General features: G+C 73.5%; 23 protein-coding genes and 1 pseudogene. 13 read left to right on the top strand and 11 right to left on the bottom strand.

What is annotated here, in order from left to right:
* Window positions 1–57: 57 nt before the first annotated feature.
* The 3 genes from ACZ6S4_RS03220 to ACZ6S4_RS03210 are packed head-to-tail and all read left to right on the top strand — an operon-like array spanning window position 58 to window position 2,311.
* Window positions 58–879, top strand: coding sequence for an alpha/beta fold hydrolase (locus tag ACZ6S4_RS03220; RefSeq protein ID WP_465473303.1), 822 nt, complete (start codon window positions 58–60; stop codon window positions 877–879).
* A gap of 21 nt (window positions 880–900) precedes the next feature.
* The gene (locus tag ACZ6S4_RS03215; protein ID WP_465473302.1) at window positions 901–1,962 is read left to right on the top strand and encodes a sigma-70 family RNA polymerase sigma factor; all 1,062 of its coding nucleotides are present in this window, start codon (window positions 901–903) and stop codon (window positions 1,960–1,962) included.
* Window positions 1,913–2,311, top strand: coding sequence for a hypothetical protein (locus tag ACZ6S4_RS03210; protein ID WP_465473301.1), 399 nt, complete (start codon window positions 1,913–1,915; stop codon window positions 2,309–2,311). Before ACZ6S4_RS03215 ends, ACZ6S4_RS03210 begins: the two co-directional genes overlap by 50 nt.
* Window positions 2,312–2,368: 57 nt before the next feature.
* On the opposite strand, the gene ACZ6S4_RS03205 is transcribed toward ACZ6S4_RS03210, so the two are convergent.
* From ACZ6S4_RS03205 to ACZ6S4_RS03190, 4 genes and pseudogenes are all read right to left on the bottom strand, one after another.
* Window positions 2,369–2,761 carry a thioesterase family protein gene (locus ACZ6S4_RS03205; protein ID WP_451914763.1) on the bottom strand — a complete coding sequence of 131 codons (393 nt, stop codon included), beginning with the start codon at window positions 2,759–2,761 and terminating at the stop codon, window positions 2,369–2,371.
* A 253-nt stretch (window positions 2,762–3,014) separates the two neighbouring features.
* Window positions 3,015–4,466, bottom strand: a pseudogene (locus ACZ6S4_RS03200) (PH domain-containing protein); the annotation flags it as partial.
* On the bottom strand, window positions 4,463–4,984 hold the full coding sequence (locus tag ACZ6S4_RS03195) for a PH domain-containing protein (protein WP_465473300.1): 522 nt from the start codon (window positions 4,982–4,984) through the stop codon (window positions 4,463–4,465). The pseudogene ACZ6S4_RS03200 and the gene ACZ6S4_RS03195, both read right to left, overlap by 4 nt.
* 9 nt (window positions 4,985–4,993) lie before the next feature.
* The gene (locus ACZ6S4_RS03190) at window positions 4,994–5,224 is read right to left on the bottom strand and encodes a hypothetical protein (protein WP_465473299.1); all 231 of its coding nucleotides are present in this window, start codon (window positions 5,222–5,224) and stop codon (window positions 4,994–4,996) included.
* Between the two features lie 455 nt (window positions 5,225–5,679).
* Here ACZ6S4_RS03190 and ACZ6S4_RS03185 point away from each other — a divergent pair, with 455 nt between their 5' ends.
* The 3 genes from ACZ6S4_RS03185 to ACZ6S4_RS03175 are packed head-to-tail and all read left to right on the top strand — an operon-like array spanning window position 5,680 to window position 8,769.
* Entirely contained in the window at window positions 5,680–6,798 is a 1,119-nt protein-coding gene (locus tag ACZ6S4_RS03185; protein WP_465473490.1) for an AAA family ATPase, read from the top strand.
* Window positions 6,799–6,808: 10 nt separating this feature from the next.
* Window positions 6,809–7,822, top strand: coding sequence for a DUF58 domain-containing protein (locus tag ACZ6S4_RS03180; protein WP_465473298.1), 1,014 nt, complete (start codon window positions 6,809–6,811; stop codon window positions 7,820–7,822).
* A complete protein-coding gene (locus ACZ6S4_RS03175; protein WP_465473297.1) occupies window positions 7,819–8,769 on the top strand; it encodes a VWA domain-containing protein in 951 nt (316 codons plus the stop codon). Before ACZ6S4_RS03180 ends, ACZ6S4_RS03175 begins: the two co-directional genes overlap by 4 nt.
* Before the next feature lie 4 nt (window positions 8,770–8,773).
* Here the strand turns inward: ACZ6S4_RS03175 and ACZ6S4_RS03170 are convergent, their stop codons facing one another.
* The 5 genes from ACZ6S4_RS03170 to ACZ6S4_RS03150 all read right to left on the bottom strand — a co-directional run bounded on the left by ACZ6S4_RS03170 (window position 8,774) and on the right by ACZ6S4_RS03150 (window position 13,510).
* A complete protein-coding gene (locus ACZ6S4_RS03170; protein WP_465473296.1) occupies window positions 8,774–8,905 on the bottom strand; it encodes a hypothetical protein in 132 nt (43 codons plus the stop codon).
* Between the two features lie 203 nt (window positions 8,906–9,108).
* Window positions 9,109–10,749, bottom strand: coding sequence for a hypothetical protein (locus ACZ6S4_RS03165; protein WP_465473295.1), 1,641 nt, complete (start codon window positions 10,747–10,749; stop codon window positions 9,109–9,111).
* Window positions 10,746–11,582 carry an alpha/beta hydrolase gene (locus ACZ6S4_RS03160; protein ID WP_465473294.1) on the bottom strand — a complete coding sequence of 279 codons (837 nt, stop codon included), beginning with the start codon at window positions 11,580–11,582 and terminating at the stop codon, window positions 10,746–10,748. Before ACZ6S4_RS03160 ends, ACZ6S4_RS03165 begins: the two co-directional genes overlap by 4 nt.
* A 74-nt stretch (window positions 11,583–11,656) precedes the next feature.
* Window positions 11,657–12,313, bottom strand: a complete 657-nt coding sequence (locus tag ACZ6S4_RS03155; protein ID WP_465473293.1) for a response regulator — start codon at window positions 12,311–12,313, stop codon at window positions 11,657–11,659.
* Entirely contained in the window at window positions 12,314–13,510 is a 1,197-nt protein-coding gene (locus ACZ6S4_RS03150; RefSeq protein WP_465473292.1) for a sensor histidine kinase, read from the bottom strand. It lies immediately after the preceding gene.
* Window positions 13,511–13,661: 151 nt separating this feature from the next.
* Between ACZ6S4_RS03150 and ACZ6S4_RS03145 the strand changes: the two genes are divergently transcribed.
* The 4 genes from ACZ6S4_RS03145 (at window position 13,662) to ACZ6S4_RS03130 (ending at window position 17,078) form a co-directional block, all read left to right on the top strand.
* A complete protein-coding gene (locus tag ACZ6S4_RS03145; RefSeq protein ID WP_433727005.1) occupies window positions 13,662–14,366 on the top strand; it encodes a beta-ketoacyl-ACP reductase in 705 nt (234 codons plus the stop codon).
* A gap of 85 nt (window positions 14,367–14,451) precedes the next feature.
* Entirely contained in the window at window positions 14,452–15,219 is a 768-nt protein-coding gene (gene fabI, locus ACZ6S4_RS03140) for an enoyl-ACP reductase FabI (protein WP_465473291.1), read from the top strand.
* A gap of 54 nt (window positions 15,220–15,273) precedes the next feature.
* A complete protein-coding gene (locus ACZ6S4_RS03135) occupies window positions 15,274–16,302 on the top strand; it encodes a ferrochelatase (protein WP_465473290.1) in 1,029 nt (342 codons plus the stop codon).
* Window positions 16,299–17,078, top strand: coding sequence for an HAD-IIA family hydrolase (locus ACZ6S4_RS03130; protein WP_212992989.1), 780 nt, complete (start codon window positions 16,299–16,301; stop codon window positions 17,076–17,078). The genes ACZ6S4_RS03135 and ACZ6S4_RS03130 overlap by 4 nt, the downstream gene beginning before the upstream one ends.
* 56 nt (window positions 17,079–17,134) lie before the next feature.
* Here the strand turns inward: ACZ6S4_RS03130 and ACZ6S4_RS03125 are convergent, their stop codons facing one another.
* Entirely contained in the window at window positions 17,135–17,506 is a 372-nt protein-coding gene (locus tag ACZ6S4_RS03125; protein ID WP_465473289.1) for a hypothetical protein, read from the bottom strand.
* 29 nt (window positions 17,507–17,535) lie between these two features.
* Window positions 17,536–17,925 carry a hypothetical protein gene (locus ACZ6S4_RS03120; protein ID WP_465473288.1) on the bottom strand — a complete coding sequence of 130 codons (390 nt, stop codon included), beginning with the start codon at window positions 17,923–17,925 and terminating at the stop codon, window positions 17,536–17,538.
* A gap of 171 nt (window positions 17,926–18,096) precedes the next feature.
* Here ACZ6S4_RS03120 and ACZ6S4_RS03115 point away from each other — a divergent pair, with 171 nt between their 5' ends.
* The 3 genes from ACZ6S4_RS03115 (at window position 18,097) to ACZ6S4_RS03105 (ending at window position 21,388) form a co-directional block, all read left to right on the top strand.
* Window positions 18,097–19,206, top strand: coding sequence for a hypothetical protein (locus tag ACZ6S4_RS03115; RefSeq protein WP_465473287.1), 1,110 nt, complete (start codon window positions 18,097–18,099; stop codon window positions 19,204–19,206).
* Between the two features lie 95 nt (window positions 19,207–19,301).
* Window positions 19,302–20,714, top strand: a complete 1,413-nt coding sequence (locus ACZ6S4_RS03110; RefSeq protein WP_465473286.1) for a sensor histidine kinase — start codon at window positions 19,302–19,304, stop codon at window positions 20,712–20,714.
* Complete coding sequence (locus tag ACZ6S4_RS03105) at window positions 20,711–21,388, top strand: response regulator (protein ID WP_465473285.1); 678 nt, start codon at window positions 20,711–20,713, stop codon at window positions 21,386–21,388. Before ACZ6S4_RS03110 ends, ACZ6S4_RS03105 begins: the two co-directional genes overlap by 4 nt.
* The last annotated feature ends 6 nt before the right edge of the window (window positions 21,389–21,394 follow it).

Below are 21,394 nucleotides of genomic sequence, written 5' to 3'. Positions count from 1 at the left end.
GCGCGGTGGGAGTCACCTCTCGGACAACGCATCCCGACCGTGTCCGGAGGACCCTCGATGACCACGATTCCCGTCACCGCCCAGCAGTTCGCCGTGCCCGGCGCCCGGCTGCACTACGAGGTACGCGGCAGCGGCCCGCTCGTGCTGCTGGCCGGCGCGCCCATGGACGCCCGCTCGTTCGAGGCGCTCGCCGGCCTGCTGGCCCGCGACCACACCGTGCTGACCACCGACCCCCGTGGCATCAACCGCAGCTCGGTGGACCACCCGGACCGGGACTCCACCCCGCAGGAACGCGCCGACGACCTGGCCCGGCTGCTGACCCACCTCGACGCCGGGCCGGCCGTGGCGCTCGGCTCCAGCGGCGGCGCGGTCAGCGTGCTGGCCCTGGCGCAGAGCCGGCCCGAGCTGGTGCACACCGTCATCGCCCACGAGCCGCCGCTGCAGGAGCTGCTGGAGGACCGCGCCGAGCTGTACGCGGCCACCGAGGACATGGTCGCCACGTACCTGGCCGGGGACGTGCTCGGTGCCTGGGTCAGATTCCTGCGGGCGGCCAATATCGCCTTCCCGCCGGAGATGATCGAGCAGGTGTTCCTCAGCGACCGCTCGCCGCAGACCGTCGCCGACGAGCACTTCCAGTTCGCCCACATGCTGCGGGCCACCGCCCGGTGGGTGCCCGACCTCGACCGGCTGCGGGCGGTGCCCACCCGGATCGTGGTCGGCATCGGCGAGGACTCCACCGGGCAGCTGTGCGACCGGGCATCCCGGGCGCTCGCCGCCGGCCTCGGCCTCGCGCCGACCATGTTCCCGGGCGACCACATCGGCTTCGCCGAGGACCCGGCGGCGTTCGAGGTACGCCTGCGGGCCGTCCTGGAAGGCTGACCGTCGGGCACACTTCGTGAGGTGAGTGACACCCGCGCCGAACCCGCCGACCTGGCCCGGGCCCGCAACGGCGACGACGAGGCGTTCAACCGCGTCGTCGGGCCGTTGCGCCGGGAGCTGCACGCCCACTGCTACCGCATGCTCGGCTCCACCCACGACGCCGACGACGCGCTGCAGGACGCGCTGCTGCGGGCGTGGCGCGGGCTCGCCGGGTTCGAGGGCCGCAGCTCGCTGCGCTCGTGGCTCTACACCGTGGCCACCCGGACCTGCCTGGACGCGGCCGAGGCGCGGGGACGGCGGGCGCTGCCCGTCGACGTCGGGCCGTCGAGTCCCCGGGCTGTGCTCGGTGATGTGCCGTCGCACGAGGTTGCGTGGCTGGGGCCGTACCCGGACGGGCAGTTGGGCCGCGCCCGGCCGGACGCGCGTTACGAGCAGCGCGAGGCGGTCGAGCTCGCGTTTGTCGCCGCCCTGCAGCATCTGCCGGGCAACCAGCGTGCGGCGCTGCTGCTCTTCGAGGTGCTGGGCTTCTCGGCGGCCGAGATCGCCGAGGTGATGGCGACCTCGACCGCGTCGGTGAACAGCGCGTTGCAGCGGGCCCGGGCGATCGTGGCGGCGAAGGTGCCGGCGCGCAGCCAGCAGCAGACCCTGCGCAAGCTCGGCGACGCGCGGCTGCGGGAGATCGTCAGCGGCTACTCGGCGGCGCTCGAACGCGGCGACGTCGACGGGCTGGTCACGCTGCTCACCGAGGACGTGACCTGGGCGATGCCGCCGCTGCCGCACTGGTACGAGGGGCTGGCGGCGGTCACCGACTTCGCGGCCCGCGTGCCGCTGAGCTCGTGCGGATCGTGGCACAACGTGCCGGTGACCGCGAACGGGCAGCCGGCGGTCGCTCAGTACCTCGACGGGCGGGCGTGGGCGATCACCGTGCTGACTCTGCGCGACGACCGGATCGCCGAGATCACCTCGTTCCTGGGCGCGGAACACTTCGCCGCCCTCGAGCTGCCGGCCGCCACCTCGCAGGCCAAGATGGGGCATGACGCGATACACGATCGACGCTCCCACCGCGATCCGTCTCGTCCGTGAAGGCGTGACGGTGGCCGCCGAACATCAGCTCGTGGCCCCCAACGTGCTCCGCTCACAGGCGCTCTCGCTGCTCTACCGGCAGACCCGGCAGGGCGAGATCGCCGCGGCGGACGCGCGGAAGCTGCTCGACGGGATCACCACGATGAAGATCCGGCTGCTCGGCGACCGGGTCTCCCGGCAGACCGCGTGGCGGGTGGCCGAGCAGTTCGGCTGGGACGACACGGTCGCCGCGGAATACGTGGCCGTCGCGCAGCTGCAGGCCGACGCCTTCGTGACCCTCGATCCGGAGCTGGCGCGCCAGGTCGAGGGCGTGGTGCCGCTGGCGCCGTTCGAGGCGCTGCTGAGATAGTCGCCCCAGGCCTTGCTCAGTCGTCCAAGGCTTTGCTCAGTCGCCCAGGGCCTTTGCTCAGTCGCCCAGGGCCTTGGCGATGAAGCGCTGCCGGTCCAGGAGCACCCGCTCGACCCGGACCTCGGCCACCAGCTCCTCACCGTCGCGCACCACGACGTCGAAGAGCAGCTTGCGCCCGTCCACCTTGGCCAGCGTGGCCAGCGCGGTGACCCGGCGCCCGAGCGGGGTGGGCGCGCGGTGCTCGACCTCGGCGCGGACGCCGACCGTGGTGACGCCGCCGGGCATCTGCCGCGCGGTCGCGGCGACCGTGGCGGCCTCGGCCAGCGCGAGCACCCTGGGCGTGCCGAGCACGGGCACGTCACCTGAGCCGAGCGCCTGGGCGGTGTCCGCGTCGGTGACGGTCAGCTCCACCCGGGCGCTGAGCCCGGGGGAGAACTCCGGTAGTTCCATGCGACACAGCTTAGGGCTGCGGCGGCCGGCGCCAGTAAGCGTCATCCACAGGCACGGCGTCATCCACAGGCACCGCGCTGTCCGGGGGCGCCGGACGCTGATCGGTGGTAGCGGGCTGGACCGGCTGCTCGGCGGCGTCGGGCTGGACCGGCTGCTCGTCCGGGCCGGCCGTGGGCTGACCGGCGAACGACGGACCCGGGACAGCGGGCGCCAGAACCGGCTGCTGCTGCCCGGTCACCTGAGCCGTCACGGCCCGGGCGTGGCGCGCGCGGATCGACAGCTGCTCGGCGATCCACCACGCCTCGTCGACGTCCCGGTCCTGAGCCACCCCCGACCGCCCGCCCGCCGTGTCGGCGTAGACGGTGGCCAGGCGCAACATCCGCTGCACCGGCCCCTGCACGACCCGTACGCTCTGCAGCCGCGCGTACGGGACCATGGTCAGCTCCTTGGTGAGCAGCCCGGAGCGCGCGACGAAGACCTCCGGCGTCAGCCCCGTGCCGAACGACCGCAGCGCGAACGGGTGCAGCCAGCGAGCCCGGTCCGGCGGCGGCAGCGTGGCGAGCGCGGCCAGGTCGACGCCCGGGAGCACCTCCCACACCAGCTGCCGGCCGGCCGCGAACACGCCCACCGGCAGCAGGCGGTCCGAGCGTTTGTCGTCGTTCGACTGCGGGCCGGCGTACCCGGCAATGTCCAGGCGCATGTGCAGCCAGTCCTTGGCCCGCCAGAGCAGCGGCCAGGTCACCCCGATGGACTGCACCCGGTTCAGCGGCACGATCTGGCTGCGGGTCTCCAGCAGCCCGTAGCGCACCGCGAGCCGCCCGTCGGGATCGCGGGCCAGCCGGAAGTCCCAGTCCTGCAGCACCCGCCGGACCGGTTGCAGCAGCACACCGGCCATCGCGGTCACCGTGCTGGCGATGCCGACGAAGGTCCAGGACCCTTCGAGCACGAACTGCATCACCACGAAGGCGACGCCGATCGGCAGCAGGAAGGCCTGCGGGGTGAGCAGCTGGCTGATCAGCAGGTCACGGTTGCTGACCCGGAAGAGTGGCCGCTCGTGCGCGGCCACCGCCGGCTCCGCGGCGCCCGGAGCAACAACCCCAGGGGTACGGCCGGCGAGCGCAAGCAACCGCTGCCGGAGCGCGGCGGCCTCCCGGACACTCAGGTACGCCAGAGGAGCCTCGGTCTTGCCGCCGCCGACCACCTCGAGCCGCAACTCGGCCAGCCCGGTGAGCTGGGCCAGCAAAGGCCGCCGCATCTCGACGGCCTGCAACCGGTCGAGCGGGATGGCCCGGTTGCGCCGCCAGAGCAGCCCGTCCTGGATCCGCAGCTCCCGCCCGACGACGTGATAGCCGGTGTTCAGCCAGCCGATCACCGCGAAGATGACCACGCCGACCGCGACGACGGCCACGACCAGGGCGAAGCGTTCGATCCCGACCTGCGACAACGTCTGCCAGCTCAGAGCGGCGACGATGACGGCGATGGACTTGGCGCCGCTGAGCAGCGGGCTGAGCGGGTGCAACCGCCGGCGCGGCTCTGCGACCACCGCGTCCGCGGGCGCCGGTGGCCCGGTTTCGGCGACCGGTCGGGTGGGATCCGGTGGGCCAGTGGAGTCGGACGGCTCGGCGGCATCGGACGGCCCGGTGGTTGCGGCGGGGTCGCCGCCGGGTCCGGGGTCCGGCTGGGGGCGGGAGTAGGCGGCGGTCACAGGCCTTCGGCCCGGTCCTCGCCCAGCGCCGTCAGCCTGTCGCGCAGGCGGGACGCTTCCTCCGGGGGGAGGCCGGGGATCTTGGCGTCGCTGGCTGCCGACGCGGTGTGCAGCTGGACGGTGGCCAGCTTGAACGCGCGTTCCAGCGGTCCCGCCGTCACGTCGACGAACTGCATGCGGGCGTACGGGACGATCGACAGCCGGCGGATCACCAGGCCGTGGCGGACCAGGAGGTCGTTGTCGCGTTCCGCGTACCCCCAGGCTTTGACGGCCCGGACCGTCACCAGGGAGCGCCAGATCGCCGCGGCCACGACCACCGCCATCGCCGCCCGCCAGATCCAGTGGTCCGTCAGGACCGCGCCGACCGTCAGGCCGGCCAGGACGATGACCACCCAGATCGCCCTGTTGATCAATTCCACAGTGATCAGGCTGCGGGAGACCGGCCGCCATTCGACCGTGTCGGGCCACGGCTCGAGCGGGTCGGTCGGGGCGGGCGCCGGGGCGCTGGGCTCGGTCACGCTGAAAGCCTAAGCGGAGCTGTCGCGCTGCGGCGCCCGGAACGGGGTGACCTCGCGCAGGAATGCCCGCGCGGTCAGGAAATCGATGAGGTATTCACGGTGGTCGTCGCAGGCCAGCCAGGTCTTGCGGTACGCCGGGTCGTGCAGCTTGGGGTTGTTCCACAGCAGCGACCACGCGCCGGGCGCACGGCAGCCCTTGCGCGAGCATTGCGGGGAAAGCTCCTCGGGCCCCTCGACCATGGGATGAACACTATCCGGTGGGAGGGGTTAGAGCGCCGGGCGACCACGGGGGAAGTCGCCCGGCGACGGGCTGAATGTTACACGCTCACGCGGGTGCCGCGTCTACCCGCCGGAGGTGCCCGTTCGAGCGCATCGCGCAGAAAGATCGACATCCTCGTCCGCGCGGCGGGCGCGTAATCCGCCTCTGCCCGACGGCTCCCAGCGTGGTCGTGTAAGTCTTGAGCGTCGGCACCCGTGCCGGCGCGACCTGAGAACCGCAGAATCTCGATGGAGGACCGGTGGCCGAGCCGACCATGCCCGAGGGCACGAGCAGCGCCGATCCGGGCAGCACCGATCAGGCCCGGCCGGAGACGAGCCGGCCGGCGCAGGGCTGGCCCGAGCAAGCGCGGCCCGAGCAGGGATGGCCGGAGCAGGCGCGGCCGGAGCAGAGCCGGCCCGAGCAGGCGCGGCCCGAGATGGGCCGGCCGGTGACGCCCGCTCAGGACGCCACCCAGCTGGAACGGGCCATGTTCGAGGTCAAGCGGGTCATCGTCGGCCAGGACCGGATGGTCGAGCGGATGTTCGTCGCGCTGCTGGCCCGCGGCCACTGCCTGCTCGAAGGCGTGCCCGGCGTGGCCAAGACGCTGGCGGTCGAGACCCTGGCCCGCGTCGTCGGTGGTTCCTTCTCGCGCATTCAGTTCACCCCCGACCTGGTGCCCGCCGACATCGTCGGCACCCGGATCTACCGGCAGTCGAGCGAGAAGTTCGACGTCGAGCTCGGCCCGGTCTTCGTCAACTTCCTGCTCGCCGACGAGATCAACCGGGCGCCCGCCAAGGTGCAGTCCGCGCTGCTCGAGGTCATGGCCGAGCACCAGGTGTCGATCGGCGGCGAAACGCACTCGGTGCCGGACCCGTTCCTGGTCATGGCGACCCAGAACCCGATCGAGCAGGAGGGCGTCTATCCGCTGCCCGAGGCGCAGCGCGACCGCTTCCTGATGAAGATCCTGGTCGGCTACCCCACCGACGTGGAGGAGCGGGAGATCGTCTACCGGATGGGCGTGAGCCCGCCGGAGCCCAAGACCATCTTCTCGTCCGAGGACCTGCTCGCCCTGCAGCGCCGCGCGGACCAGGTCTTCGTGCACAACGCGCTGGTCGACTACACGGTCCGGCTGGTGCTGGCCACCCGCGCGCCGGCCCAGCACGGCATGCCCGACGTCGCCCAGCTCATCCAGTACGGCGCCAGCCCGCGCGCCTCGCTCGGCATCGTCCGCGCCACCCGGGCCCTCGCGCTGCTCCGCGGCCGCGACTACGCGCTGCCGCAGGACGTGCAGGACATCGCCCCGGACATCCTGCGGCACCGGCTGGTGCTCAGCTACGACGCGCTCGCCGACGACATCCCGGCCGACCACATCGTCGCCCGGATCATGGCCAGCGTGCCGATGCCGTCGGTCGCCTCCCGGCAGGGCACCTCGCCCAACGGGCACGCCGGCGCCCACCCCAACGGTCATCCCGTGTCGGCGGTGCCGGCCCCGGCCAGCGGTGCCCCGGCGTTCGACTCGATGCCGCAGCAGCCGGCCTGGCCAGGACAGCAGTGACGGTCAGCTCGTGACGACCGCCGACCTCCCGCCCGTGGTGAAGGACGCGAGCACGGCCCGCGCCGAGGCCGTGCTGTCGCGCCTGCAACTGCTGGTCACGCGCAAGCTGGACGGTCTGCTGCAGGGCGACTACGCGGGGCTGCTGCCGGGTCCGGGCAGTGAGGCGGGGGAGAGCCGCGAATACCGGCCCGGCGACGACGTGCGCCGGATGGACTGGCCGGTCACGGCCCGGACCACGCTTCCGCACGTACGGCGTACGGTGGCCGACCGTGAACTGGAGACGTGGATGGCCGTCGACCTGTCGGCCAGCCTCGACTTCGGCACGGCGACCATGCTCAAACGCGACCTGGTGCTCGCGGCGGCCACGGCGATGGCGCACCTGACCGTACGTGGCGGCAACCGGATCGGCGCTGTGGTGGGCACCGGCTCGGGCCTGCCCGCCCGGCAGCCCAGCGGCTTCAGCTGGCGCCGGCGGCGGGAGCCCAGCACCCCGGCACCACAGACCCAGCCGATGGTGCGGATGCCCGCCCGGCCCGGCCGCAAGGAGGCGCAGGGGCTGCTGCGTGCGATCGCCCGTACCCAGATCAGGCCCGGACGCACCGACCTGGGTGAGCTGATCGACATGCTGAACCGGCCACCGCGCCGCCGGGGTGTCGCCGTGGTCATCTCCGACTTCCTGGCGCCGGTGGAGGGCTGGTCGCGGCCGATCCGCAAGCTCGGGGTCCGGCACGACGTGCTGGCCATCGAGGTCGTCGACCCGCGCGAGCTGGAGCTGCCGGACGTCGGCGTGCTCACCCTGGCCGACCCGGAGACCGGGGTGCTGCACGAGGTGCAGACGGCCGATCCGGCGTTGCGGGCCCGGTACGCCGAGGCGGCCGGCAACCAGCGCGGCGAGATTGCCAGGGCACTTCGGGCCGCCGGTGCCGCACACTTGAGGTTGCGCACCGACACCGACTGGCTGCTGGACGTCGTCCGTTTTGTGGCCGCCCAACGACACGCACGCACCCGGGGGACAACGCGATGATCCGTTTCCTGCAGCCGTGGTGGCTGCTCGCCGTCCTGTCCGTCCTGCTCGTGGCGGGCGCGTACGTCCTGCGGCAGTTCCGCCGCCGCACGTACGCGATGAAGTTCACCAACGTGGAGCTGCTGCGCACCCTGGCGCCCAAGGGCCTGGGCTGGCGCCGGCACGTGGCCGCCGGCGCCTTCCTGCTGAGCCTGCTCTCGCTGGCGTTCGCGATGGCCCGGCCGTCGATCGACCGCGAGGAGCCGCTGGAACGGGCGACCGTGATGCTGGCCATCGACGTGTCGCTGTCGATGGAGGCCGACGACGTCCAGCCGAACCGGATCGAGGCGGCCCAGGAGGCGGCCAAGGCGTTCGTGCAGGAGCTGCCGCCGACGTACAACCTGGGCCTGGTGTCGTTCGCGAAGGCGGCGAACGTGCTGGTGTCGCCGACCAAGGACCGCGCCGCGGTGCTCGCCGGCATCGACGGGCTGACCCTGGCCGAGGCGACGGCGACCGGCGAGGCGGTCTTCACCTCGCTGGACGCCATCCGCACGGTCCCGGCGGACGGTGCCAACGGCGCGCCGCCGGCCCGCATCGTGCTGCTCTCGGACGGCTACCGGACCTCGGGCCGCTCGGTCGAGGACGCGGCGGCGGCGGCCGAGGCGGCCAACGTGCCGGTCTCGACGATCGCCTTCGGCACCGACACCGGGGTGGTCGACATCCGCGGCCAGCTGCAGCGGGTGCCGGTGGACCGGCTGTCGCTGCAGCAGCTGGCGGACAAGACCAAGGGCTACTTCTACGAGGCGGCGTCGGTCTCGGAGCTCAAGCAGGTGTACGAGGACATGGGCAGCTCGATCGGCCACCGGATCGAGCCCCGTGAGGTCACCCAGTGGTACGCCGGGGTGGCTCTGCTGCTCGGGCTCCTCGCCGGGGCGATGAGTCTGCTCTGGACGTCACGCCTGCCCTAGCGGGTCAGGGGGCGCTGTGGACGAGGACGAAGAGGACGACCACCCAGGCGGCGGCGATGGTGAAGGTGAGGGGAGCGACGAACTTGCCCATGGCTGTGACTTTCCGGTGGGTGACCGACGGGGAAAGTGCGCACACGGCTCATCGCGGCCGGCATCCGGCTCCCGTCGCGGCGCGGCACGACACCACCCGGCTCCGGCAGAGAGACGGAGCCGCAGGGCGGTTGGAGCGGGATGGGTTGCTGCGTCAGCGGGTCAGACTCGGGGCGCACGCCGGTGAAGGCGCGCGGTGGTCGAGGTCAGAGCGGCTGACGAACGGCCCGGCCACGACTGGGAGGATCGCTATCTCGCACAGCGATCACCTCCGTTAGTAGTCCGGGCTCGGGAACCGTCGAAGAGCGTACCTCTTAAGCGGGGCTTAAGGTAATCGGGCTCACCGTGGTGTCGCCCACGTGTCGCGACGGCGAGAATGCCGGCCAGCACGGGCAGCCAGGCGAGGCGCTGCCAGGCCCAGCCGGCGCTGTCCGGAGCGGTCAGCAGACCGGGCATCGCGGGGTTGAGCAGGGCCGCGGCGCCGGCTACGACCAGTAGGACGCTCTGGTGGCCGAGGTAGACGGGGACGGCGGCGCGGTTGAGGGCGGTGATCGGGCGTCGGACCCGGTCGTGGCGCAGGAGCCGGGCGAGCGGTCCGCGCAGCATCAGGAAGACACCGATCTGGGTGACGGCCAGCGCTACGGCGGCCAGGGTGGGCGGGTCCAGGTTGGACCGTCCGTCGCCTGGGACCCCGACGGCGCTGGCGGGATAGCCGCCGATCAGGATCAGCGCGGCCAGGACCGCGGCGCCGTTGCAGGCCAGCGCGGCGCCGACCCACGGGTCGGCGCCCGGCCGCGGGCCGGCACCCACCCACGGGTCACCGCCCGGCCGTGGGGAGATGCCCGGCCGTGGGGAGATGCCGGGCCGTGGGGAGATGCCGGGCCGTGGGGAGACGCCGGGCCGTGGGGAGCCGCCGGGCCGTGGGGAGCCGCCGGGCCGTGGGGCGACGCCCGGCCGTGGGGAGAGGCCCAGGGACGGGTCGGCGGCGATCCCCTGGCTGGCGTCCTGGCGCGGGGAGGCGTCCACGGACGGGCTTGCGGTGGCCCATGGGCCGGCGCCCGGGCGCGGCCGGGCGTCGTCGCGCGGAGCGATGGCGGCCGGGGCGCGGCGGCGGTCGCTGCCGGCCAGCATCATGCCGAGCAGCCACGGGATCGACCACGCCGCGGGGATCACCACGAGGTCCGGGAGGAGCCCGAGATCCCCGGCCGCGACGGCCACCAGCGGCGGCAGGACGGCCGCCACCCCGAGCCGGCGGACGACCCGGCGCAGCGGGCCGGTAGCGGCGCGCAGGGCGAGATAGGGCAGCAGGAACCACAGCGGGCTGACGACCAGGCCGGCGATCGTGCGCAGCGTCGCGGTCGGAGTTCCCAAGGCCGCCCCCGCGAACAGCACCAGCGCCCACCCGGCCAGCAGGAAGGTCGCCGGGCGCAACAACCGGGCGAGCGCCCCGCGGCGCCGGCCGGCCGGCCCGGCGGCGGCGGCGGCGGGCCGGCGTGCCTGTGCCGAACTGGCGGCGGCGGGCCGGCGTGCGCGTGTGAAACCGGCGGCGGCGAACCGGCGTACGCGTGTGGAGTTGGCGGCGGCGGACCGGCGTGCGCGCGTGGAGCTGGCGGCGGCGGACCGGGGTGCGCGCGTGGAGCTGGCGGCGGCGGACCGGCGTGCGCGCGTGGAGCAGGCGGCGGAGTATCCGCCGGCGAAGAAGAGCAGTCCGAGGGTCTGCAGCAGCCAGGTCGCCGGAGCCGCCCCGGGCATCGCGGCGAGCGGGCTCGCGGTCGTCACGCCGTCCGGGCCGGGGACCAGACCGGTGACCAGCCAGTGCCCGGCGACCACCCCGACGATCGCGTACGCGCGGACCGCGTCGATGGTCCGGTCCCGCGGCGCCGCGCTCATGCCGCACCCGCGGTGGCGGAGTGCGGGGCGGGGTGCAGCACGACCGAGGCCACCGCGCTCAGCGTCGCCGAGCCCGGGCACAGGTACCCGTCGTGGCCGCTCACCCCGGCGGTCGGCAGCGGCAGCGCGCCGAACGCGGGCGACGAAGGCCGCCGGCCGTGACCCAGGTGGCCCACCCGCAGCTGCGGTATCCGCCGGATCCAGTCGTTGTCCGCGAGCGCCGACCACACCCGGGCCCCGCCCAGGCCGGCCGCCGTGTTCGCGCCCATGCCCGGCGCACCCAGCGCGACGACGTCGGCGACGCGCGGCAGGTGCGGTGCGGCGAGGCCCACGACCAGCGCGCCGTAGCTGTGGCCGATGAGCGTCACCGCGGCCCGGGCCGGCAGCGTCTGCACGAAGGCGGTCAGCTCGTCGGCGCCGGTCCGGGCGCGCAGGTCGCGGGCCGAGTCCAGGGACAGTCCTTCTGGCGGGTCGTAGCCGAGCCAGGCCACGACCGCGACCCGGGTGCCGGGAGCGGTGGCGCGTAGTTCCGCGTACAGCGCGCGAGCCTGGACGGCTGGTGCCCGGCGGGCGACGCCGCCCAGGCCGCGGTCGAAGTCGCGCAGCCGGGTGTCGACGCCGGGGACGAGCACCGCGATCCGTTCCGCGCCGGCCAGGTCGCCGAGCACCTCGACGGCCCGGCCGTCGCCGCGCGGGTCGAGGGTGAGGAACTGGCGGCCCGAGCGGGCCCAGGAGGCGTACGGCTCACCCGCAGGGACGGGTGCGGGGGTCGGCGGTGCCGCCTGCAGCGGCAGGGCCAGGGTCAACAGCAGGAGAGTCAGGGAGATCCGCATGGCCTGCACCCTGCGGCGGCGGCCTGCTCCCGGGCGTCACCCCACGGAGCCCACTGCGAGGCCCTACCGGGGTGCTACTCGCCGGCGGCGATCAGACCTGACTCGTACGCGAAGACGACCGCCTGGGCCCGGTCGCGCAGAGCGAGCTTGGCCAGGATGCGGCCCACGTGGGTCTTCACCGTCTGCTCCGCGACCACCAGCTCCGCCGCTATCTCCTGGTTGGACCGGCCGCGGGCGATCAGCCGCAGCACGTCCGTCTCGCGCGGGGTCAGACCCGTCAGCGCCGTGGGGCGCGGCGGCCGGGCCTGGGGGCGGGCCGCGAACTCGGCGATGAGCCGGCGGGTCACCGAGGGCGCCAGCAGGGCCTCGCCGGCCGCGACGACCCGGACCGCGTGCACGAGGTCCGCCGCGGGGGCGTCCTTGAGCAGGAAGCCGCTGGCCCCGGCGCGCAGCGCCTCGTACACGTAGTCGTCGAGGTCGAAGGTGGTCAGGATCAGCACCCGGACCGACGCGCCCGGGGTCAGCAGCCGGCGGGTCGCCTCCAGGCCGTCCATGACCGGCATGCGGACGTCCATCAGCACCACGTCCGGGTCGAGCCGGCGGGCGGCCGCCACCGCCGCGGCGCCGTCCGGGGCGCTGCCGACCACGAGCAGGTCGGGCTGGGCGGCCAGCAGCGCGCCGAAACCCTCGCGGACCATGGCCTGGTCGTCGGCGATCAGGACCCGGATCATTCAGACCTCCGTCAAGGGCAGCCGGGCCGCGACCCGGTAGCCGCCGTCCGGCGCGGGGCCGGCCTCGAGTGTGCCGCCGAGCAGGGCGGACCGTTCACGCATCCCGACCAGCCCGTGCCCGGGGCCGTCGGCTGCGGCGGTGGGCGCGGCGCCCGGATCGTTGCCGACCTCCACCCACAGCGCGTCGGCGGTGCCGCGGACCGAGACCCGCACCGGGCCGCCGGGCGCGTGCCGGGCCGCGTTGGCCAGGGCTTCCTGGACGATCCTGTACGCCGCGAGCCCGACCGCCTCCGGCACCTCCGCGACGTCCTCCTCGGCCAGGGTGACCTCGACCCCGGCCCGCTGAGCGGTCTCGACGAGCGCCGCCACGTCGGACAGCCCCGGCTGCGGCGTGCGCAACGACTCGTCGGTCTCCGCGCGCAGTACGCCGAGCAGCCGCCGCATGTCGCCCAGCGCCTCCCGGGCGCCCGCCGCGATGGTGCCGAACTCGGCCAGGGCCGGCGCGGGCAGGTCGGTGATCCGGTACGGCGCGGTTTCCGCCTGCACGGCGATCATCGACATGTGGTGGGCCACCACGTCGTGCATCTCCCGGGCGATCCGGGCGCGTTCCTCCAGCACCGCCCGCCGGGCCTGCTCCAGCTCGGTCAGCTCGGCCTGGCGGGTCAGCTCGGCCCGGTTGCGCCGACGGCGGGACAGCAGGTCACCGGCGAGACCCATCGCGACGAGGAGCATCACGACGCTCCACACGTTCTCGCGCGGGGCGAACGCCACCACCGGCACGATGGTCAACGCGGTCACCAGGGCGATGACGGCGGACTCCTCCTGCCGTACGAGCGCGGCCAGGACGAACAGGAAGCCGAAGATCTGCGCCGGCGACCACGGCCAGGGCTCGTCCGGGGTGGCGCCGAGCATGCCCAGGAACAGCAGGGGATAGGCCAGGCGCCAGGCCAGCAGCGGCCGGCGCACGGCGACCAGCAACGGCAGCACCGCCCAGAGCGCCAGGGCACCGGCGACGAACCGGTTGAGGTCGCGGTTGTCGAGCAGATACTGGGCGTTCACCAGGGCCAGGCCGACCAGGGCGAGCAGGGCCACCGGGACGCCGTACAGCCGGATCCTGGCCCAGCGCCGGGTCCGGGCCGGCGGCTGCCGGCGGTCCGGGCCCAGCAGCACCCGGCGCAGGGGACCGGTCAGCTCCATCCCGGCAGGCTACGGTGACCGGCCCCGGCCCGTCGTGCCCCTGCGGGATGATCTCTGTGTCCTACTCAGGTATGACAAGGGGTGGGCTTCGTCCTACCAGCAGGTAACGCCTAGTCTGCGAGCGGTCTGTTCCTCGAGCGAAGGAGTACGCGTGGCCCGCACCGTGTTGGTGACCGGAGGTAACCGCGGCATCGGCCTGGCCATCGCGCGGGCCTTCGCCGAGCAGGGCGACCGGGTCGCCGTCACGCACCGTGGCAGCGGCGCGCCCGAGGGGCTGTTCGGGGTCCAGTGCGACATCACCGACTCGGCCGCCGTCGACGCCGCCTTCACCACCGTGGAGCAGGAGCTGGGCCCGGTCGAGGTGCTGGTCGCCAACGCCGGCATCACCGACGACACGCTGCTGCTGCGGATGAGCGAGGAGCAGTTCAGCCGGGTGCTGGACACCAACCTGACCGGTTCGTTCCGGGTCGCCAAGCGGGCCAGCAGCAAGATGCTGCGGGCCAAGTGGGGCCGGATCATCTTCATCTCCTCGGTCGTCGGCCTGTACGGCGGGCCGGGCCAGGTCAACTACGCGGCCAGCAAGGCCGGGCTGGTCGGCATGGCCCGCTCGATCACCCGTGAGCTGGGCAGCCGTAACATCACGGCGAACGTGGTCGCGCCGGGCTTCATCGACACCGAGATGACCGACGTGCTGTCCGAGTCGCGCAAGGCGGAGATCCTCAAGGCGATCCCGGCCGGACGGCTCGCGGCGCCGGATGAGGTCGCCCGGGCGGTGACGTTCCTCGCCGGGGACGGCGCGGCGTACATCTCGGGCGCGGTCATCCCGGTCGACGGCGGCCTCGGCATGGGTCACTGAGACCGAATTCACCCGCGGCGGAAAACCCGGGCAAAAGCTGTCGGCCCGCCCACTCAGCTCAGCTCTGCGAAACGGAGAAAACGAAGTGTCTGGACTGCTCGCCGGCAAGCGGCTGCTCATCACCGGCATCATCACCGACGCGTCGATCGCGTTCTCGGTGGCGAAGATCGCCCAGGAGAACGGCGCGACGGTCGTGCTGACCGGCTTCGGCCGCATGTCGCTGGTGGAGCGGATCGCCAAGCGGCTGCCCGGGCCGGCGCCGGTCATCGAGCTGGACGTGACCAACCCGGAGCAGCTCGCCGGCATCGCCGACAAGGTGCGTGAGCACGTCGACGGGCTCGACGGCGTGGTCCACTCGATCGGCTTCGCGCCGCAGAGCTGCCTCGGTGGCGGGTTCCTGGACGCCCCGTGGGAGGACGTCGCCACGGCGCTGCAGGTGTCGACGTACTCGTACAAGTCGCTGGCCACCGCCTGCCTGCCGCTGATGGGCCCGGGCGGCAGCATCGTCGGCCTGACCTTCGACGCGACCAAGGCGTGGCCGGTCTACGACTGGATGGGCGTGGCCAAGGCGGGCCTGGAGTCGGCCTCCCGCTACCTCGCGCTGCACCTGGGCAAGCAGGGCATCCGCAGCAACCTGGTGTCGGCCGGGCCGCTGCGCACGATGGCGGCCAAGTCGATCCCGGGCTTCGAGCAGTTCGAGGAGGCCTGGGCCGAACGCGCGCCGCTGGGCTGGGACCTGAGCGACCAGGAGCCGGCCGCGCGGGCGGTCTGTGCTCTGCTGTCCGACTGGTTCCCGGCCACCACGGGCGAGATCGTGCACGTCGACGGCGGGTATCACGCGCTCGGCGCCTGAGCCCGGGGCGGGGGTGGCTGTGGGCCACCCCGCCGGGCGAGGGAGTATGGAGCGGTGGCGTACGACGCGTTCCTTCTGCTGTCCTTCGGTGGCCCCGAGCACCCCGACGATGTGATGCCGTTCCTGCGCAACGTGACACGCGGGCGGGGCATCCCCGAGGAACGTCTGGCCGAGGTGGCCGAGCACTACTACCACTTCGGCGGCGTCTCGCCGATCAACCAGCAGTGCCGTGACCTGCTGGCGGCGGTGACGGCGGACTTCCGCGCGCACGGCATCACGCTGCCCACGTACTGGGGCAACCGCAACTGGCAGCCGATGCTGGCCGACACCATGGCGCAGATGCGCGACGACGGCATCACGTCGGCGCTCGGCTTCGCCACCAGTGCGTACGGCGGCTACTCCTCCTGCAAGCAGTACTGGGAGGACATCGCCCAGGCCCGCGCGAAGGTCGGCCCGGGCGCGCCGGCCGTGGCCAAGCTGCGCCAGTTCCACGACCACCCGGGCTTCGTCGCGCCGCATGCCGACGCGGTCACCGCCGCACTGGCCCAGCTCGACCCGGCCCGCCGGGCCAGCACCCGGCTGGTGTTCACCGCACACTCCATCCCGGTGTCGATGGCCCGGACCGCCGGTCCCGACGGTGGCCGCTACGAGGCCCAGCTGCACGAGACCGCCGCGCTGGTGCACGCCGCCGCCGCGCCGGACCTGCCCTGGGACCTGGTCTGGCAGAGCCGGTCCGGCCCGCCGCAGGTGCCGTGGCTGGAGCCGGACATCAACGACCACCTGACCGCGCTGGCCGAGAAAGACGTCACCGACGTGGTGGTCAGCCCGATCGGCTTCGTCTCGGACCACCTGGAGGTGCTCTGGGACCTCGACAACGAGGCCCGCGACACCGCCGCCGAGCTCGGCCTGGGCTACGCCCGCGCGGGCACCCCCGGCACCGACCCCCGGTTCGTCACGATGGTCCGTGAGCTGGTCGAGGAGCGGACGAACGGCGTCGCCCGGGAACGGCTCGGTACGCTGCCGGTCTGGGACCAGTGCCCGGCCAACTGCTGCCCGTCCCCGCAACGCCGAGGAGCCTCATGACCGAGCGCAAGGCTGTCGAGAGCTGGCTCACCGACATGGACGGGGTCCTCGTCCACGAGGGCGAGCCGGTCCCGGGTGCGCCCGAGTTCGTCAACCGGATGAAGCAGTCCGGCAAGCCCTTCCTCATCCTCACCAACAACTCCATCTACACCCCGCGGGACCTGCAGGCCCGGCTGGCCCGGATGGGCTTCGACGTGCCCGAGCAGTCGATCTGGACGGCGGCGTTGGCCACCGCGCAGTTCCTGGCCGACCAGCGCCCGGGCGGCACCGCGTACGTGATCGGCGAGGCCGGCCTGACCACGGCGATGCACGCGGTCGGTTACGTGCTGACCGACTACGCGCCGGACTACGTGGTGCTCGGCGAGACCCGGACGTACAGCTTCGAGGCGATCACCAAGGCGGTCCGCCTGATCAACGACGGCGCCCGGTTCATCTGCACGAATCCGGACCCGACCGGACCCTCCAACGAGGGTGCTCTGCCGGCGGCCGGCTCGGTGGCGGCGATGATCTCGAAGGCGACCGGCGTCGACCCGTACTTCGTGGGCAAGCCGAACCCGATGATGATGCGCTCGGCGCTGAACGTGATCGGCGGGCACAGCGAGAGCACGGCGATGATCGGCGACCGGATGGACACCGACGTGCTGTGCGGCCTGGAGGCGGGGCTGGAGACGATCCTGGTGCTGACCGGGATCAGCACGCGGGCGGAGAGCGAGCGGTATCCGTACCGGCCGTCGCGCATCGTGGACAGCGTCGCGGATCTGATCGCCGAGATCTGAGGCTGCGCGCACGGCACGGCCGCTCCCCGCGTACGGGAGCGGCCGCGGCCTCGCGATCAGCAGGCCGTGGACGACCGCATCCGGTAGGCGACGATCTTGACGATGCCGCTGGTGACGGCGTGGTTCCCGGCAGTCCAGTTACTGCCGGCGCGGATCCACTTGCCCTGCGACTCGTTCCAGGTCCACCGCTGGGCGCAGTAGCCCGAGCCGATGTAGACGCCGCCGGCGTGCGGCCAGCCGAGGCTGGTGGTATAGGCGCCGGACGGCAGGATCTCGTCGTATCCCGAGGAGCGGTAGTCGTAGAGCACGCCGATCCCGACGCTGCTGCCGTTCAGGACGGCCTTGGCTGTGCTGGCCGCCTGCGCGGGTGCGGCGCCGGTCAGGGCGGCCGTGACCGCCAGCAGAGCGGCGACGATGAGCTTTCGCATGGGCACGTCCTTGGGGTGAGTGGGGGCGGTCAGCAGTGGTACGGGTAGATCTGCACGAAGTAGTTCCCGGCGAGCCGGAACCGGTTGGGTCCCCGGAAGTCGCTGCCGGCCGGGTTCCAGGTCCCGGGCTGGCCGGTGGCGGAGGTGTACCGCGCGGCGCAGTAGCCGGAGCCGATGTAGACCCCGCCGGCGTGCCCCCAGCCGAGGTTGTAGTCGGTCCAGTTGCCCGAGGGCAGGATCCGGTCGTAGTTCGACCCGGACGTCCGCCAGTTCTGCAGCACGCCGATGCCGACCGATCCGGAGTTGTAGATGCCGTAGACGCTGGTCGGGGCGGCCTGCGCGGGGGCGGCGCCACCCAGCGACAGCGGGACAGCGAGGGCCGCGGCGACAGCGGCTCCGACGAGACGTTTCACGAACACAGATAGCTCCTCACGGTGGATGGGGTTCGGTGACCGGCCGCCCTCCATGCTGGACAGACAGCTCGCCGGGCGGAACGTCCATCCGTCCCCCGGCAGCGGTCTTCTGTCCCCCGCAGACAGATGATCCGGTGCTGGCACAATGAACGCCGTCGATTCCCGGGGGTGACGTTCGTGCCGGAACCGCTGGCGCCATGGTGGAAAGAAGCTCACGACGCCGCGCGGCTGCTGGCCTCGAACCTCGAGGCGGCAGCGGCCCACGCGACCCGCGAGGGCGTCTACACACCGCCGCCGGGATCGCCGCCGCCGCGCCGCCGGCGCCGGCCGGGCTCGCTGCGTCACCTGGCCGAGGTGATCCGCAGCCGGCGCCTGGCCCCCGGTGTCTCGGTGGACAAGGACATCGTCGCGGGCGTCCTCGCCGGGGAGCTGCGTTACATCACCGAACCGGTCCTCGTCACCGCGGTCGCCCGGGCGGCTCATCTCATCGCGCGGGTGCCGTTCGCCGTGGCCGACGCGGAGCGTCTCGCCGTGGCCTGCGCCCATGTCGCCGCCCTCGTGGAGGCCGCGGAGGAGGCCGACCGGCGGGCACCGAGCCTGCTGCCCGCCTCGCGCGGAGCCGGCACCCCACAGCGCACCGAGCCGGCTTCCCCGACAGCCGACGCCCGGGATCACCGTGATGGCCCGGATCACGGCGACGGCCCGGATCTCCGCGACGGGCCGGTCATCATCGACGCCACCTTCACCACCCGTCGCCCACGGCGTCATCGGGCGGTGCTGGCCGGCGTCGTCCTGCTGGTCCTGGCTCTCGCCGCGGCGGGACTGGTCGTCGCCACCCGCGGCGAGGAGCCGACCGGCAAAGAGCCGACCGGCGACGAGCCTGCCGGTGAGGCCGCGTGCCGGTCGGACACCACCGGCGACGAGGTCATCGCGGACACGCCGCGGGTCTTCGACGACGACCTGGCCACCCGGCTGAGCCCCACGCTGGACTTCGACCAGATGAACGGCTCCGCCCGCTACGCCCGCCACCAGGGCCGCACCTACTACTGGGGCCGGGCCGGCTCGGACGACCACGACCCGCACTCCGGCGGCGCCCGCGTCCGCTGGCGCGCCGCGGGCGGGCAATGGCACAGCTGCCCGGCGCCGCTGGCCGTGACCGAGCGCGGCTACGTGCACACCCCGGCGGTGGCCACGACCATCGGCGGGCAGCCGGTCACCGTGCAGATCTGCCTGTGGCGCGACACTCCCCGCCGGGAGAACTGCACCCCGGAGATCCGCAACGGCTGATCCGGATGCCCGCCGAGTCGAGGAGCCGTCAAGAACGCGTCGAGATCGGCCGTGCCGGCGCCGGTCGGGCCGCCGATCGGGTACACCTGAGCATCATGGGAACCTCAGCAGCCGGTGCGCCGGGCGATCGGCGCCGCCGGGCGTGGCGGCGGGCCGGCACCGGCGTGGCGGTGGCGGTGGCCGGGCTGACCGCGGTCAGTGCCGTGCTGGTGCCCGCCCGTGGTGACCTGTCGCTGGCCGGCGTGGTCCTGCTCTATCTCGTGCCGGTGGTCATCGCCGCCATGGTCGGCGGCTGGGCGCCCGCGGTGGCCGCTGCCGGCGTCGCGGGCCTGCTGGTCAACTACTTCTTCATCGTGCCGCTGCACACCCTGGCGGTCGAGACGGCCGACGACGTCGTCGTGCTGGTCGTCTACGCCGGGGTCGCCGTGGTGGTGAGCCTGGCCGTCGAGCTGGCCGCCCGGCACCGGGCCACCGCCGAGCGCCGGGACGCCGAGGCAGCCCTGCTCGCCGCGGCCAGCACCCAGCCGATCGAGCGCGCCTCGCTGACCCGGCTGCTGGAGCAGGTCCGGCTGACCTACCGGATGGACACCGTCGCGCTCACCGACGACGGACGCACAGTCGGGGAGGTCGGGCCGTCACCGCACGGCGAGCCGGTGCTGTCCGTCGCGGCCGGGGGAGGGGTGCGGCTGATCGGGTGGGGGCCGCAGTTGTTCGCCGAGGACCGGCGGGCCCTGCAGCGCCTGGCCGCCACCGCGGCCCGTACCTGGCAGACCCAGCGGCTCGCCGGTCAGGCCGCCCGGGCCGAGGAACTGGCCCAGATCGACCGGGTCCGGGCCGCGCTGCTCGGCGCGGTCGGCCACGACCTGCGTACGCCGCTCGCCGGGATCAAGGCCGCGGTGTCGAGCCTGCGGCAGTCCGACGTCGAGTTCAGCGCGGACGACCGGGCGGAGCTGCTGGCCACCGTGGAGGAGTCCACCGACCGGCTGACCACTGTCGTGGACAACCTGCTGTCCCTGAGCCGCCTGGAGGCCGGGGTGCTGTCTGTGCACTCCGGCCCGACCGCCCTGGATGCCGTCGTGGCCCGGGCCGTCATGATCACCGACACCCACGGCGTCGCCGTCGACGTGGACATCCCTGACGACCTGCCTTGGGCCGAGGCCGACGCCGGCCTGCTGGAACGCGTCGTCGCCAACCTGCTGTCGAACGCCGTCGCCGCGACCCCGGCCGGACGGCCGGTCGTGATCCGTGGCCGCGCCGAGGACGACCGGCTGCGGCTGCGGGTGATCGACCACGGTACGGGCATCGCGGCCGCCGACCGGGACCGTGTCTTCGCACCGTTCCAGCGCCTGAACGACCAGGCCGGCGCCGGGCTCGGTCTCGGCCTGGCCATCGCCAGAGGTTTCACCGAGGCCCAGGGCGGCACGCTGACCCCGGGCGACACCCCGGACGGCGGACTGACCATGACCATCACCCTGCCCGTCGCCGCTGTCCGGCCGGTCACCCCGTGACCCGGATCCTGCTCGTCGACGACGACACCCACCTGCTGCGCGCGCTGCGGATCAACCTCACCGCCCGCCGCTACGAGGTCGTCACCGCCGCCGACGGCACCACCGCGCTGGCGCTGGCCGCCCGGACCCCGCCGGACCTGGCGATCATCGACCTGGGCCTGCCCGACCTCGACGGCGTCACGGTCGTCGAGGGGCTGCGGGGCTGGACCCAGGTCCCGATCATCGTGCTGTCGGCCCGGGACAGCGAAGCCGCCAAGGTGGCCGCCCTCGACGCGGGCGCCGACGACTACGTCACCAAGCCGTTCGGCATGGACGAGCTCCTCGCCCGGATCCGGGCCGCTCTGCGCCGCGCCACGCCCGGCACCGACGTCGCCGTCATCACCACGGCCGACTTCACTCTCGACCTGGCCGCCAAGCGGCTCACCGGCAGCTCTGGGGAACCGGTCCGGCTCACGCCGACGGAATGGCATCTGCTGGAGGTCCTGGTCCGCAACCGGGACAAGCTCGTCGGGCACCGGCAGCTGCTGCAGGAGGTGTGGGGGCCGGCCTACGAGACCGAGACCAACTACCTGCGAGTGCACCTGGCCAACCTGCGGCGCAAGATCGAGCCACAGCCCGCCCGCCCTCGCTACCTCATCACCGAGCCGGGCATCGGCTACCGCTTCACCGCCTGACCACCC

This window comes from Actinoplanes sp. NPDC051405, from assembly GCF_055586185.1.
This window is presented reverse-complemented; position numbering and strand designations above follow the sequence as displayed.